The organism is Comamonas nitrativorans (assembly GCF_042654765.1).
Classification (GTDB): Bacteria; Pseudomonadota; Gammaproteobacteria; order Burkholderiales; family Burkholderiaceae_C; genus Comamonas; species Comamonas nitrativorans.
The window spans coordinates 220,064-232,453 of record NZ_JBHSEW010000001.1 but is presented as its reverse complement, the minus strand read 5'-3'; the positions used below and the strand labels follow the sequence as shown (position 1 = coordinate 232,453).

Sequence of the window (12,390 nt, the reverse complement as noted above, 5' to 3'; positions counted from 1 at the left end):
TCGATCAGTCGGCCTCGCAGCGGCGGCAGCCGCGCCCACGGCACCGGCGGCACGCGCTGTCCGCTTCGGCGTCGATCTGGCGCTCCGCTTCCTTGCGGGCAATGGGTTCCCAGTAGCCGCGCGCCAAGCGCGCCAGCGCCTCGCCAGCCGCCGCCGTGTCGCCCTCGGCCAGAAGGCGGCAAAGCGGCTCGATCTGCGGGTCGCCCGTTTCGCAAAGGGCTTCGCAGAGGTTGGCGGGGTTGAAGGGCGTGAAGCCGGGCGCGGTCAGCAGCTCGGCGGCGCGTTCGTCGATGGCCGTGTCGCGGCCTTCGTCGTCGGGTGCCCTGGGGTCGTTGGGGTGGCCGGTGTAGGCCGGCCAGGTGGCCTCGTCGCCGGGGCCTGGGAGCGTGGCGAGGTTCATAGCGTCACCCCGGCCAGTTCCCAGGCCCGGCGGATGCCGTAGCCGCGTGCGCGGTAGTAGCGGTAGGCGGCGAGGCGCTTCTTCAGGCGTTTGAGGGCCTTCATTCGCGCATCGCCTCCACGCTGACCTTGCAAAACCCGAAGCGGTCGAGTGCATCCATGACCGCTCCGCAGGTGCTCTTGAACAGGGCGGTGTAGCTGTGCTGCTCGCCCGTCGCCGTTCTCACGCTGACCCGGCACTTGATGAGCCGGGCCGGCCGCGCGGCAGGCATGGCCGCCGCGCAGGCAGTTGTCGATGCGCTCATGGATGCGCTCCTTTCAGCAGGGGGAAATCGAAAGCGCCCCTGACGGGGCGCTTGGGGCGGCCCGCTCGGCGGGCCTGCCCCTGACATGACACAGGTCACAAAAGGCACTACACCTTTGCGAGACGGCCGCCGATGTTGGAGCTCGAGACCCCCGCGTCGCTGCCGACGTTGAGGTGGAAGAGGCCGGCGTCCCGGCCGTTGCCCCAAAGGCCGCCGTGGCAGGCTACGGCGTTCGGGTAGCTCCAGAAGTAGTCGCCGAAGGCCGATTCGTCGCGGTCGTCGCGCGTCGTGGCGGGCAGGAACACCGCGCCCAGGTCGAAACCGGCGTCGCGGTCGGTGGCGCGGCGGCGGAACCAGCCATCGCCCGGCGCCTCGACATCAGTTTCCACGTAGGTCTGGCTGCCGTCGGTGGCCCAGATGCGGTATTCGATGTCGGCATTGGTCTGCAAGCCATCGACCATCTGCCAGACGTTGCCCCACAGTCCGGTGATGCCGCGCCATGTGGCTTGAACGACCAGTTCATCATCGACAGGCTGGACGCCGCCGCCATCGACGTGCCCGCGCCCGATTGCGGCCTGGGCGTCGGGCGTACCCATTTCGATCAGGGCCAGCATTTGGATGGCCGCGAGCTGGTAGATGCTCCAGAGCATCCAGCCCTCGCCGCACGCGGCGGCGCGCGCCTGCATGGTCGGGAAGTTGATGGAGGTCAACGGCTTCAGGCCGGGCTGGCTGCCCAGCTTGTCGTCGCCGTCCGGCGTGCCCTGGAATTTCCCGACGTGGAACTGGGCCAGCTCGGCGCCGTGGTGACGGAACGCGGGGTGCAGCTCGAAGCCGGGCGCGGGTTCGGGGCTGACCCACAGCGCCTTCTTACCCGCGTGCTCGCCGGCGGGCACGGCGCCGGAGCGGTAGTAGAAGGCCGGCACGCGCACCAGGTGCTGGCCGTCGATCACCTCGTCGGCGATGCCGGCGTAGGTCGGGTGGGCGTCGAAGTCGCCGGCGGCCGGCGCGATGCTATTGCCCTCGGCGTCGATGCGCTGCCAGTTGCCCAGCGCCTTGCCGATGATGATGCCGATGATGTTGCTCATGAGGGTTCCTTTGTGGTTTGAGGTTTGCTGCTTGGTCAGGAAATGGGCGTTGGGCTGCCCTTGTCCTTTTTGTCGGCCAGGACGATGCGACCGCAGGTAACGGCCAGCACGCCCACGCCGGGGTTTGCTTCCATGTGCGCGTTCGCCGCGCGCGTTCCTTCATCGGTGTCAGGAAATTCCGCGACCACGATGAACGACCGCCCCATCAGAATGTGTCGTTTCATGGCTACTCCTGGCCGTGGCCGAAGTAGCCGGATGCAAATGGGTGGCCTGCCGCATCCATGTCCCGGTCGTAGCCGTCGTCCTGGGTGCAGCAGGCCTTGTGGGCCGCATGCTGGCCGGTGCGCTTCTCTTGCTTGATGGCCTTGCAGGACTTCGAGCAAAAGCGCGCCCAGCCACGTTTCACGTCGGCCGTTCTGGCCTCGAAGGTGCCGCCGCAGTTTTCACAACGGCGTTGGGTCATGCTGGGCATGGGGCCTCCTTGGGTGTTGGGTGCTTCGTTCCCGATGCGCTCGGGCGGGCGGTGCCGGGATTCCAACCGGCTGTAACCGTTGCTGCTCTTGGCCGTCTGCGCCTCACTCTCTTGCCCCGTGTACCGACTTTGCGGACTGGGAACGGCAGAGACACCGCGCACCGACCAGCCATGCCCAGGCGGTGCCATTTGTGCCGGACGAACACCCACAGGAGGGTGAGCAACATCGGCGGATTCGTTGTTAAAGAGCGGGTGCGTTGCCGGGGGTTGCCCGCCGTTGCGCGTGTTGATGGAGTGCATTACACCAAATGGTGAAGTTACTGTCAACACCATTTGGTGTAATTCGGGCAAAATAAAAGCCCGGCGACATGCCGGGCTTGCGGAGATGGACGATGGGGAACTGGTGGTGGGCGTGGTTCGCGGTGGCCGTGGGCCTGAACCTGGGGGCGGCGGCCTGGAATGTCTTGGCGGCTCGCCGTCACTTGCGCGCGGTAACGGCACAGGGGGCGGGGAAGCCGCCCGCAGAGGTGGCGGTCGGCGATCAGGCGACAAAGAATGGGGGGGGCGAGTGGTTGTGGGGGGCGTGGGAAGAAGCAAGGAAACGCGATCAGGCGGTGCTAGACGATCTGCGCGCCCGCACCGAAGCTATCACGAAGGAAGGCGCTGCCGCAGTTCTTCGAGAAGCGCGTTCGCAGTTGGCAAAAGAGATTGAACCTCTGCTTCTGACCATTCAGAAAAGAGCGCAAAGCCTTCAATGTCTTCACACCGACTCAGGAGGCGTGCAAGAGCTACTTGAGGATGTTCGGCTTCTGTCAGAAGCGATAGACAGAACGCCTTGAGTAGCGCGTTCTCACGCTGGAAGGTAGTGATGGTCGATTCATATTCGGCGCGCATCTCTGCTTGTAGTTGTCGCAGGATGTCCGCGATTTGCTCATTCATGTCTGTCCACCCATGCGCCTCATGCAGCCGACACCTGAGCCAGCTCAACGCGGTGCAGGACGATGGAGCGCATTTCTTCTTCCCATTCGGGGACAAGGCGCGTGCGCAATACCTTTGCCCATTCGCTCGCATCCCAATCGGTGGCAAGGTCTTCAACGTCCACCATCGGCAGCAGCAACACCACTTGCTCGTCGTCGTCCAGCTCGGCGACGGCCTGGAAGATCATTTGGTCGAGTTGCAGCATCGTGGCGTCGTACAGGCCGTGCTCGCTGCCTTCTTGCAGAAGAAGGGCCAGGAACGCGAGACCGTTTTCAATGCCCTCGCGCGGTTCTGGCGGCGGCGCGGCGCGGAAATGCGCGATCACCTTGTCGCACACGCGACGCTTCAGCTCCGCCCGGTCGAACTGGAGCCATGTGCGAGCAGCCGAACCCAGCAAGCGCAGACGATTGAAAAGCTCGTCGTTGAGGGTTTGTAAATCTCGATCCCCCTCTTCATCATCGCTGACGGTTCCGGCCGGGAGATGCAGATCGTCCCGGCGACTCATGATGAACCGGGTGTTGTAGGGCGGCTCATCCGGGGTGGCTTCGGCTACCACGACCTCGAAGGCTAGGCGCGGCGCGTCCGGGCCGGCGCCCAGCAGCAGGTACATCACGTCATGGTTGCGAACGTCGAACCAGTCGGGATGACCCGACGGCTCTTCCGGGGAAACAAAAAAGCAGAATAAATTGTCTTGGGTTATGGTGCCTTTGTTGGCTTGCAGCGCATATCCATTGCCAACAAATGTGTATTCGGATTTGTTTTTCTTCGTTTTCCTGAATACTTGGCAGCTAAAGCACTCATCGTGGTCATAAATATTTTCTGGCATAGAAAGCATCAATTTCACCTTACTGCCAGAATACGAGATAGACCGCTTCAAATACCGGAGCTAATTTTTCCTGTCCGGCAACCGTCTTATATTTCGTGTTCGAGATGTAGCGCCCAACAAGATCGAACCCGCCTTCTATCTTTGCGCCATCGAAGTAGTATTTCTGCAATTGATCTGGAATAATCACAGCGAAATAGTCAGTGCTTTCGCCCATTCCGCGCGAACGGCGCAGGGCATTGGCAAGCAACTCATTGTCCTGTGAAGACGAAAGGGCTGCGAGGAATTCCGGCTTATCCCCGGCCATCTTTATTTTGCCATTCATGTAGTACATGGCGCCGTCGGGTCTGATTTTGGGCGCGCTGGCGAGCGATCCGCCGTGCTCGGCGTTGTAAACGATGGTCGCTTCTTTCAGGTTGCTCGGCTTGACTTGGCCCGCCTTGAGCGCGGCCACCCTTGCGGCCTCGGCTTGTTGTTGCTCAGCCGCTCGGCGCTCTTCTTCCTGGCGAACTGTAATTCGCTTTGCTTCGGCTTCCCTTTTTGCCTCTTTGACCTGATCGAAATATTCGCGGTACTGAGATTCGCAACTGGCGTAGCACGGCGCATCTAACTTATTGGTACTAGCACGCAAGTCAGAGCAGAACGATTCTATGGTCGGCGTTTTTGCTGGATTGATGTCGTTTAGCAATCTTATTGCCCATGAATTCGCCCGTTCTTCTTGTCCTCCGCTGCATGTGTTTCCCGCCTTGAAAAACAACGAGTCCCCGGATTTGCCGTGTGCGATTGGCGCTGGCGCAGAATTCCCACTAGCGTTCTTGGTCATTTCATTGATCGCCGCACCCAGTAATTCATCAAGCGGCCCGGCCATTACCGCCGGCGGGGCGAATGCCACGGTCAACGCCAAAAAGCGAGTGAATTTCATGCGATTTCCTTTCCATCAGACCACACAAGCCGCAACCTAGGCTGCGGTTTTCTTTTTTCTCTCGGGCATCCATTCCTTGATGTCAGCCAGCAACCCGTCGATGAACCGGCTTGCCGTCTGATTCATCCAGGGCGGCGCTGGCTGCGCCACGCCAAGGACAACATCAACAAGAGCTTTTGTTTCTTCGGTCGCGTGCTCGTAGGCAACCCTGATCCGCTCTGAACCGGTATCAGTCGTACTTTTGAAATCCTGTGACGGCTCCATTGCAGCCAAAGGCTTAGTGTCATGAGTGGGAGCCTCGTCCCCGCTCTTGGAGCGCTCAACATCAAGCCATCCAGTTGGCTTTTCGGGCGAGAGTTTCTTTTCTATGGCGCGAGCAACCTTTTCTCCGAAGGATTTTCGACCAGCAAGCATGTCGTTGATTTGGCGGTCGGGCTTCCCGCATTTGCGGGCGACAACCGAGAGGCCCTCTGATTGGACAAGGCGCTGCAAGTTTTTCCGGCGGGTGTCTGCAATATCCATCTGGACATTACAGCAGCTTGTAACCATTTGGTGAATTCCCTAAGCGGTGTTTGGTGTTGAGATTCATACACCGTTTGGTGTATGCTGCGCGGCATGGAACTGAAAAACTTCATCAAGACCTTGACGGCAGAAGAACGGGAGGGGTTCGCGTCGAGATGCGGCACCACCTACGCCTTCCTACGGAATGTCGTCTACGGCCACAGGCGCGCAGGCGAAAGCCTCTGTATCAACATCGAGCGCGAATCCGCTGGTTCCGTGACGTGCGAAGAGTTGCGCCCTGACGTGGATTGGGCGTACCTGCGCGGCACCAGTTCGGCCACCACCAAGGAGATGCCCCATGCCTGAAGCCAAGGTAGCCGTCGGCACGCCCACCGAAGACGCGCAGCAGCGCGTCGGCGTTCCGGCCGTTTCGCCAGAGTCCGCTCATTCCCAGCCCGACGGTCTGTCCGGCGAGCCAGAGGGGTGGGCGCCCGCACTGATTCAGATCGGGCCTCTCGATGTCTAAACCCTGGGCCGCGTCTATGGATGCAATGGCACGACTTCTGGGTCTGCTTCCTGATGCCCAACCATGTCCCACGCAACATGAAACGCCACAAGCGTTTGCTCCGGGTATGGCTGCGCCAACAGGTGAGAAAGCGTTTCCTGCTTCTGAAAGTTCAGTGCAGAAAGCAGTGCGGCCTGATCTGGGTTGGTCGATATGAAAGCCCGCGTCACCGATCCGATGGCCGCAAGCGCACCCATCAAGAAAGCCTTGTTGTCCAACTCTTCGTTCATGTCTGCCCCTTTCGATGGCTGTGGTTGTGTAGGAGCTTCCATTGTCCTGAGAGAGCGGGCGGGCATCCCTACTGTTGCTGGCGTTCATGGGATGCCAGTTTCTAAAAAAGCAGCCTACGAAGGTAGGCGAATCTGAAAGGGCGTTCGTCATGCGCAGACCGATCAAGCATTCACACCGCGCGTTGTTCCTGGCGCTCCAGGCCGACGCCAAGGAATACCCCGGCGGCGTCCGCGCCATCGCGGAAGCGATGGGCATAAACGGGAACACGCTGGCGAACGGCATCAACCCCGACCACGACGCGCCGCCGCCCAGCTTCGGCGTCATCCTCGAAATCGTCATCGTGGCCCAGGCCCGGCGGACTGTGTTCGCGCTGGCGCATCTCGTCGGCCAGGTGCCGATGGACTTTGAGCTGGAGCCGCGCGAGCCGGCCGAGGCGGTGCGCCTGTTCCTGTCGCTGGTGTCGTCGGCGTCGGAGCTGCTGGGCGTGGGTTCCGAGGCTGCCAAGGACGGCCGTTTCTGCGCGGATGAGCGTCGCGCCCTCGAACCCCTGTTGCTGGCGCTGATGAAGGCCACGGGCGAACTGCTGCAAGCCATTCGCGGGGGTGCGCTATGAACCAATGCGACCGACTGCTGGAGCGGCTGAAGCGCGGCCCCATCACGCCGCTGGAGGCGTGGAGCGAACTGGGTATCTATCGTCTGGGTGCGCGCGTCTATGACCTGAAGGAACAGGGGCACGACATCGCCAAGGATCTGGTTGCCGTGCGCAATCGAAACGGCGAAGAGTGCCGGGTGGCGCAATACAGGCTGGTGCCAGCCGCCGAGCGGAGGGCGTCACGATGAAGCACGACGAACTCGCTAACGACCTGGCGCAGCACCTGCGCGAAAGAACGGGGCGCATTGTCTGGACTGATATGCAGCTCGGCCCGGTAGGTTCCCCGCGCCCCGACGCCTACAGCATCGAGCCGTCGTTCACGAAATTCAGGCCCATGGCTTATGAGGTGAAGGTTTCGCAGTCGGATTACCGGCGCGACATCACGGCAGGGAAGTGGCAGACCTATCTGCCGTTCGCCGCCGGCGTGATTTTCGCTGTCCCTGCTGGTCTGGTTGAACGATCGGCCTTGCCCGAAGGCTGCGGGCTGATTGTCCGCAATGCGGATGGATGGCGAACCATCAAGGCGCCGACCTTGCGGCCTATCGAGACGCTGCCACATACGGCATGGGTCAAGCTGTTCATCGACGGCATGAGGCGCGAGGTTGCCCGCCTGCTGGCCGAGAAGCGCCCGGAACTGGCAGATGAGTGGTCGATGCGTCGCAAGATCGGCCAGCGACTTGGCAACGATGTGCGCAATGTTCTCGACGACAGGGCGACCGCAGAGAACCGCTACAAGCATGAGACGCAGCGCCTGCTCGATGTCACGGAAGGAATTTCCAAAGAAGTCAGGGAGCAAGAGCAGCGGATACGGCAGCGCATGGAAAGGGATTCTGCCGCAATTGACGCGGTGCGTGCCGAGCTGGCCCAGGCCCTGGGGCTGCCGGCCAATGCCAACGTGGGCCGCATACAGATGGCTGCCGCCGAGCAGGCGCTTCGCTTGTCGCAGGACGGCGAAGTGCAGGGCTTGCGGCATGCGCTGTCAATGACCCAGCGGGCGCTTTCAGAGGCACTGTCTGTGCCTGCCCTAGCTCTTGGAGGGCAGGCGACATGAATGTTTTGTTTGAAACTGGTGCCGCTGGTTCCGAGGCCACATCACACGACTGGCTGACTCCGCCGGAGATTCTGGCTCCCCTTGGTGAATTTGATCTTGACCCCTGCGCCAGCGAGTTTCAGCCGTGGCGCACGGCAAAGCAGCAGCTCACGATCCGCGACGATGGCCTGGCGCATGAATGGGCTGGTCGCGTCTGGTGCAACCCGCCATACGGCCCGCATGCGGCTGAATGGCTGGCGCGGTGCGCAGCCCATGGCGATGCGATTGCCCTGGTGTTCGCCCGTACCGAAACCGCGTCCTTTCACGAGCACGTCTGGCCCAAGGCCGACGCGCTGCTGTTCCTGCGCGGGCGAATCAAGTTTCACCTTCCTGGTGGGCGGCGGGCAACCAGTAATGCTGGCGCGCCGTCTGTTCTGGTCGCGTTCGGCAAGGCCAACGCTGACGTTCTGGATTCCTGCGGCTTGGCGGGTGCATTCGTACCGCTGCGGGAGGCCAGGGAATGACGGAACAAATCAAACACCTGTCGGCTGAAGCGGTCATGGCGCCGTTCGTTGGCCGCGACCGCCTGACGAATCGTGAGTTGTTCGGCCAGCTTGCGCTACAGCTTGACCTGCCGGAGAGCGTTCTTGATGCCCGTTCGCCTGTTGGCAAGTCGGGCAAAGAGTGCAACCTGTTCGAGCGCAAGGTGCGCTGGCATCAGCAGACGCTGAAGCGCCTGGGTGTCCTGGAGCGAGTGGATCGAGGAACCTGGAGGTTGAGCGGGGAGGCGCAAAAAGAGCTGACGCCCGCGCCCAAGCGTTCCGTCCTGCTGGCCTTTTCAACGGGCTTGGGGTGCGCCCTGTGGGCAAGTGCGGAAGACGTTTTCAGCGGCCTGGGGGAAGAAATAACCCTGGCCTTCACGTCGCCGCCGTACCCGCTGGCAAAGCAGCGCGCATACGGCAACGTTGACCAATCGGCCTATATCGACTGGCTGCTACCGATCATGGAGCCGGTCGTAAAGAGCCTGCGGCCAGGCGGGAGCATCGTTCTGAACGTCGGCAACGATATTTTCATGCCCGGTTCCCCAGCAAGATCGCTGTACGTTGAGCGGCTGACGCTGGCTCTGCACGACAGCCTGGGGCTTCACCTCATGGAGCGCTTTGTCTGGCACAACCCGACGAAGCCACCCGGCCCCGTTCAGTGGGCGTCCATCAAGCGAGTGCATCACAACACGGCCTACGAGCATGTCCTGTGGTTCACCAATGACCCAGAGCTGGTGCTGGCCGACAACCGCCGGTGCCTGCAAGAGCACAAAGAGAAGCACAGGCGCTTCGTGGAGTCTGGCGGCGTGAAGCGGTACGCAAGGAACACCGGCGGCGCATACACGCTGCGAGAGGGCAGCTTTGGCGCGCACACCGAGGGCGCAATAGCCCGGAACGTGCTGACTATCCCGCACCGATGCCCCGACCAGCAGCCTGCGCGTGATTTCGCCTCTGCCAATGGCCTGCAAGCCCATCCGGCGCTGATGCCGGTGAGGCTGGCGGAGCACTTTGTTCGATTCCTGTCCGAAACAGGAGATTTGATTGTTGACCCGTTCGGTGGCTGGGCCACAACGGGCCGTGGCGCCGAGCTGAATGGCAGGCGCTGGCTTGTCACCGAACGATGCCGGGAATACCTGATGGCTGCTGCGCAGCGTTTCAGGGATGCGCCTGGCTTCTATTCGCCGATGGAGTGCAGCAATGCGTGATTACTCAAAGGTCGGCCCGAAGTTCTGGATTGGAGCCACTGGCAAGCGGCTGCGGACAGCGGGCGTGGAGGCGCAGATCGTCGCCATGTACCTGCTGACCAGCCCACACGCCAACATGCTGGGCCTGTATTACTGCCCTGAAATGTTCATTGCGCACGAGACTGGATTGGGCTTGGAAGGGGCTTCAAAGGGGCTTCAAAGGGCCATCGAAGCGGGGTTTTGTGAGTATGACGAGGCTTCGGAGGTGGTGTGGGTGATCGAAATGGCTTCGTACCAGATCGGGGACGCACTCAAACCCAATGATTTGCGTGTAAAGGGGGTGCAGAACGAGTACGGATCACTGCCCGATAACCCTTATTTGGTGCGGTTTTACGAGAAATACAAGGACGCTTTCTGCATGTCCGTATGCAGGGGAAAACAAAGCCCCATGGAAGCCCCTTCTAAGCCCCTACGAAGCCAAGAACAGGAACAGGAGAAAGAACAGGAACAGGAGAAAGAAATACAGGGCGCTTCCGCGCCCCGCACCCCAGATTCCGATTCTGCCGATGGCGTCGTGGCTGAAAACCCGGACGCCCCTGCTGCTGACGGCGAAACCCGTCCGGGGGCTGGGCCTGCCGGACAGGTCGCCGGACAGGTCGGCGATGGCGCGGGTAGCCCTGCCGACGACAGCTTGCCGCGCGCCCTGGGCGTCCGTGAGCTGGTGGCAGAGGGCGTCGAGCGCCAGCACGCGCTGGACTGGCTGAAGGTGCGCAAGGAGAAGAAGGCCCCCCTGACGCCGACCGCATGGGACGACGTGAAGGGCGAAGCCAAGAAGGCCGGCCTCACACCTGCCGAGGCGGTGAAGGTGTCCGCGACGAACTCGTGGCAGGGCTTCAAGGCGAAGTGGTACGCCCGCCTCCAGCAGGAAGGCCAGTCCATGCCGCCGCCCACGCGCAGCACCGCCCACGGCGGATTCGATCAACGCGATTACGGAACTGGAGGCCGCCTGTGAAAGCCATCGCCGACCTGGGGTTGCATGCCCCGCCCAAAACCCAAATCGCCGTGTGCGAGAAGCACGGCGAGTACGAGAGCCGTTGCTTCCTGAGCAATGTCTGGACGAAGTGCCCGGCGTGTAGCGCTGAGGCTGTCGCCAAAGAGCGCGAAGCCGAAGAAGCAAAGGTGCGCGCCGAGCGCATGGCCGCCTGGCAGCGCAAGATCGGCGACGCCGGCATCCCCGAGCGGTTCCGCGACCGTCGGCTGGAAACCTACGTGGCCCGCACCGAGGGGCAGCGCCGCGCCTTGGCGTTCGCCCGGAGCTACGCCGACGGCTTCGACGCTGCCCTGAAGACCGGCCGCTCCGCGCTGTTCATCGGCAAGCCCGGCACGGGCAAGACGCACCTGGCCGTGGGCATCGGGTTGCAGATCATGGAGCGCGACAGCCGTAGCGTGCTGTTCATGACCGTCATGCGTGCGGTGCGCCGGGTGAAAGACACCTGGGGGCGCAACAGCACGCAAAGCGAGAGCGAGGCCATCGCGTCGCTGGTGTTCCCCGACCTGCTCATCCTCGACGAGGTGGGCGTCCAGTTCGGCAGCGACGCCGAGCGGCTGATTCTGTTTGACGTGCTCAACGAGCGGTACGAGAAGCGCCGTCCGACGCTGCTGCTGTCGAACTTCACCCGCGACGAGGTGCAGGCGTTCCTGGGCGAGCGCATCTTCGACCGCCTGCGCGAAGACGGCGGCGAGTTCATCCCGTTCGACTGGGAGAGCCACCGGGGAGGCATGGCGTGATCGAGACGATCTTCCTGGCCGTCGTGGGCGGCCTGCTGCTGGTGGCAGGCCTGCTGGGCCTCGTCGTGTCGGCCCTGGCTGCCGCGTACCGCCGCGAGCGCGACGAATGGGAGGGCGACTGATGGACGTGGTGCTGGTCAAGACCCCCAACGGCGCGCTGGCACCGGCCGACGAAGAAGCCCGCGCGCTGATCGAGAAGCTGAAGGCCGGCCAGGGCGTGCGCGCCACCATCCGCCGCGCCCGCAACGTCAAGTTCCACCGCAAGGCGTTCGCCCTGTTCAAGCTGGCGTTCGACGTGTGGGAGCCGGTGACGCCGCTGGAGTACCAGGGCCTGCCCGTCGCCAAGGACTTCGACCGCTTCCGCAAGGACATGACCATCCTGGCCGGCTTCTACAAGGCCGTTTACAACGCGCGCGGCGAGGTGCGGCTGGAGGCGGAAAGCCTGTCGTTCGCCGCCATGAGCGAAGAGCGGTTCGAGACGGTGTTCCGGGCTGTGCTGACCGTGGTGTGGAACCGCGTGCTGAAGGCCGCCGGCTACGCCAGCGAGGAAGAAGTCGAGCGCGTCGTCAATGAGCTGATGAGGTTCGACCAATGAAGCGCGCCGCCACCGCCGCCGAGAAGCGCCACATGGGCCGCGTGGCCGCCCTGGGCTGCATCCTGTGCGATCACCTGGGCTTGGGCGCCACGCCGGCGCAGGTTCACCACGTCCGCGAAGACCAGGGCGGCGCCCAGCGCGCCAGCAACTACCTGACCGTGCCCCTGTGTCCCGAGCACCACACCGGCAAGACCGGCCTGCATGGGCTGGGCACCAGAGCCTTCGAGCGCACCTACGGCCTTTCCGAACTCGACCTGCTGGCCCTGACCCTCGAACGACTGGAGGGCGGATGCCGATAGCCCAGAAGACCGTCCGCTG

At 62.8% G+C, this 12,390-nt stretch carries 22 protein-coding genes; 12 read left to right on the top strand and 10 right to left on the bottom strand.

Annotated elements, in window-relative coordinates; all coding sequences use genetic code 11:
- Positions 1–4 precede the first annotated feature (4 nt).
- The 9 genes from ACFO3A_RS01130 to ACFO3A_RS01090 all read right to left on the bottom strand — a co-directional run bounded on the left by ACFO3A_RS01130 (position 5) and on the right by ACFO3A_RS01090 (position 5,506).
- Positions 5–400 (bottom strand): hypothetical protein, encoded by a 396-nt coding sequence (locus ACFO3A_RS01130; RefSeq protein WP_087778537.1) that lies wholly within the window; start codon positions 398–400, stop codon positions 5–7.
- A 100-nt stretch (positions 401–500) separates the two neighbouring features.
- Positions 501–704 (bottom strand): hypothetical protein, encoded by a 204-nt coding sequence (locus ACFO3A_RS01125; protein ID WP_205184121.1) that lies wholly within the window; start codon positions 702–704, stop codon positions 501–503.
- A gap of 107 nt (positions 705–811) precedes the next feature.
- The gene (locus ACFO3A_RS01120; RefSeq protein ID WP_377723196.1) at positions 812–1,789 is read right to left on the bottom strand and encodes a hypothetical protein; all 978 of its coding nucleotides are present in this window, start codon (positions 1,787–1,789) and stop codon (positions 812–814) included.
- A gap of 35 nt (positions 1,790–1,824) precedes the next feature.
- The gene (locus tag ACFO3A_RS01115) at positions 1,825–2,013 is read right to left on the bottom strand and encodes a hypothetical protein (RefSeq protein WP_377723194.1); all 189 of its coding nucleotides are present in this window, start codon (positions 2,011–2,013) and stop codon (positions 1,825–1,827) included.
- Between the two features lie 2 nt (positions 2,014–2,015).
- Complete coding sequence (locus ACFO3A_RS01110) at positions 2,016–2,261, bottom strand: hypothetical protein (protein WP_377723192.1); 246 nt, start codon at positions 2,259–2,261, stop codon at positions 2,016–2,018.
- Between the two features lie 648 nt (positions 2,262–2,909).
- Positions 2,910–3,200, bottom strand: a complete 291-nt coding sequence (locus ACFO3A_RS01105; protein WP_377723189.1) for a hypothetical protein — start codon at positions 3,198–3,200, stop codon at positions 2,910–2,912.
- A 19-nt stretch (positions 3,201–3,219) separates the two neighbouring features.
- Positions 3,220–4,065, bottom strand: a complete 846-nt coding sequence (locus tag ACFO3A_RS01100) for a hypothetical protein (RefSeq protein WP_377723187.1) — start codon at positions 4,063–4,065, stop codon at positions 3,220–3,222.
- A gap of 19 nt (positions 4,066–4,084) precedes the next feature.
- Positions 4,085–4,984: a hypothetical protein gene (locus ACFO3A_RS01095; RefSeq protein WP_377723185.1), complete on the bottom strand. Its 900-nt coding sequence runs from the start codon at positions 4,982–4,984 to the stop codon at positions 4,085–4,087.
- 36 nt (positions 4,985–5,020) lie between these two features.
- Positions 5,021–5,506 (bottom strand): hypothetical protein, encoded by a 486-nt coding sequence (locus ACFO3A_RS01090; protein ID WP_377723183.1) that lies wholly within the window; start codon positions 5,504–5,506, stop codon positions 5,021–5,023.
- A 93-nt stretch (positions 5,507–5,599) separates the two neighbouring features.
- On the opposite strand from ACFO3A_RS01090, the gene ACFO3A_RS01085 reads away from it, so the two are divergent.
- Together ACFO3A_RS01085 and ACFO3A_RS01080 are read left to right on the top strand one after the other, a co-directional pair.
- The gene (locus tag ACFO3A_RS01085; RefSeq protein WP_377723181.1) at positions 5,600–5,851 is read left to right on the top strand and encodes a transcriptional regulator; all 252 of its coding nucleotides are present in this window, start codon (positions 5,600–5,602) and stop codon (positions 5,849–5,851) included.
- On the top strand, positions 5,844–6,011 hold the full coding sequence (locus ACFO3A_RS01080) for a hypothetical protein (protein WP_377723179.1): 168 nt from the start codon (positions 5,844–5,846) through the stop codon (positions 6,009–6,011). The genes ACFO3A_RS01085 and ACFO3A_RS01080 overlap by 8 nt, the downstream gene beginning before the upstream one ends.
- A 14-nt stretch (positions 6,012–6,025) precedes the next feature.
- On the opposite strand, the gene ACFO3A_RS01075 is transcribed toward ACFO3A_RS01080, so the two are convergent.
- Entirely contained in the window at positions 6,026–6,280 is a 255-nt protein-coding gene (locus ACFO3A_RS01075) for a hypothetical protein (protein ID WP_377723177.1), read from the bottom strand.
- Between the two features lie 149 nt (positions 6,281–6,429).
- Between ACFO3A_RS01075 and ACFO3A_RS01070 the strand changes: the two genes are divergently transcribed.
- The 10 genes from ACFO3A_RS01070 to ACFO3A_RS01025 are packed head-to-tail and all read left to right on the top strand — an operon-like array spanning position 6,430 to position 12,371.
- Positions 6,430–6,894, top strand: a complete 465-nt coding sequence (locus ACFO3A_RS01070; RefSeq protein WP_377723175.1) for a phage regulatory CII family protein — start codon at positions 6,430–6,432, stop codon at positions 6,892–6,894.
- Positions 6,891–7,121: a helix-turn-helix domain-containing protein gene (locus ACFO3A_RS01065; protein ID WP_377723173.1), complete on the top strand. Its 231-nt coding sequence runs from the start codon at positions 6,891–6,893 to the stop codon at positions 7,119–7,121. The genes ACFO3A_RS01070 and ACFO3A_RS01065 overlap by 4 nt, the downstream gene beginning before the upstream one ends.
- Positions 7,118–7,984, top strand: coding sequence for an MmcB family DNA repair protein (locus ACFO3A_RS01060; RefSeq protein ID WP_377723171.1), 867 nt, complete (start codon positions 7,118–7,120; stop codon positions 7,982–7,984). Before ACFO3A_RS01065 ends, ACFO3A_RS01060 begins: the two co-directional genes overlap by 4 nt.
- Entirely contained in the window at positions 7,981–8,487 is a 507-nt protein-coding gene (locus ACFO3A_RS01055) for a DNA N-6-adenine-methyltransferase (protein WP_377723169.1), read from the top strand. Before ACFO3A_RS01060 ends, ACFO3A_RS01055 begins: the two co-directional genes overlap by 4 nt.
- Positions 8,484–9,710 carry a DNA methyltransferase gene (locus ACFO3A_RS01050; RefSeq protein ID WP_377723167.1) on the top strand — a complete coding sequence of 409 codons (1,227 nt, stop codon included), beginning with the start codon at positions 8,484–8,486 and terminating at the stop codon, positions 9,708–9,710. Before ACFO3A_RS01055 ends, ACFO3A_RS01050 begins: the two co-directional genes overlap by 4 nt.
- On the top strand, positions 9,703–10,701 hold the full coding sequence (locus ACFO3A_RS01045) for a hypothetical protein (protein ID WP_377723165.1): 999 nt from the start codon (positions 9,703–9,705) through the stop codon (positions 10,699–10,701). The genes ACFO3A_RS01050 and ACFO3A_RS01045 overlap by 8 nt, the downstream gene beginning before the upstream one ends.
- Positions 10,698–11,477: an ATP-binding protein gene (locus ACFO3A_RS01040; RefSeq protein ID WP_175854408.1), complete on the top strand. Its 780-nt coding sequence runs from the start codon at positions 10,698–10,700 to the stop codon at positions 11,475–11,477. The genes ACFO3A_RS01045 and ACFO3A_RS01040 overlap by 4 nt, the downstream gene beginning before the upstream one ends.
- Positions 11,474–11,599: a hypothetical protein gene (locus ACFO3A_RS01035; protein WP_304589946.1), complete on the top strand. Its 126-nt coding sequence runs from the start codon at positions 11,474–11,476 to the stop codon at positions 11,597–11,599. Before ACFO3A_RS01040 ends, ACFO3A_RS01035 begins: the two co-directional genes overlap by 4 nt.
- Positions 11,599–12,072 (top strand): DUF1367 family protein, encoded by a 474-nt coding sequence (locus tag ACFO3A_RS01030; RefSeq protein ID WP_175854406.1) that lies wholly within the window; start codon positions 11,599–11,601, stop codon positions 12,070–12,072. The genes ACFO3A_RS01035 and ACFO3A_RS01030 overlap by 1 nt, the downstream gene beginning before the upstream one ends.
- Positions 12,069–12,371: a Ref family recombination enhancement nuclease gene (locus tag ACFO3A_RS01025; protein WP_087778505.1), complete on the top strand. Its 303-nt coding sequence runs from the start codon at positions 12,069–12,071 to the stop codon at positions 12,369–12,371. Before ACFO3A_RS01030 ends, ACFO3A_RS01025 begins: the two co-directional genes overlap by 4 nt.
- The last annotated feature ends 19 nt before the right edge of the window (positions 12,372–12,390 follow it).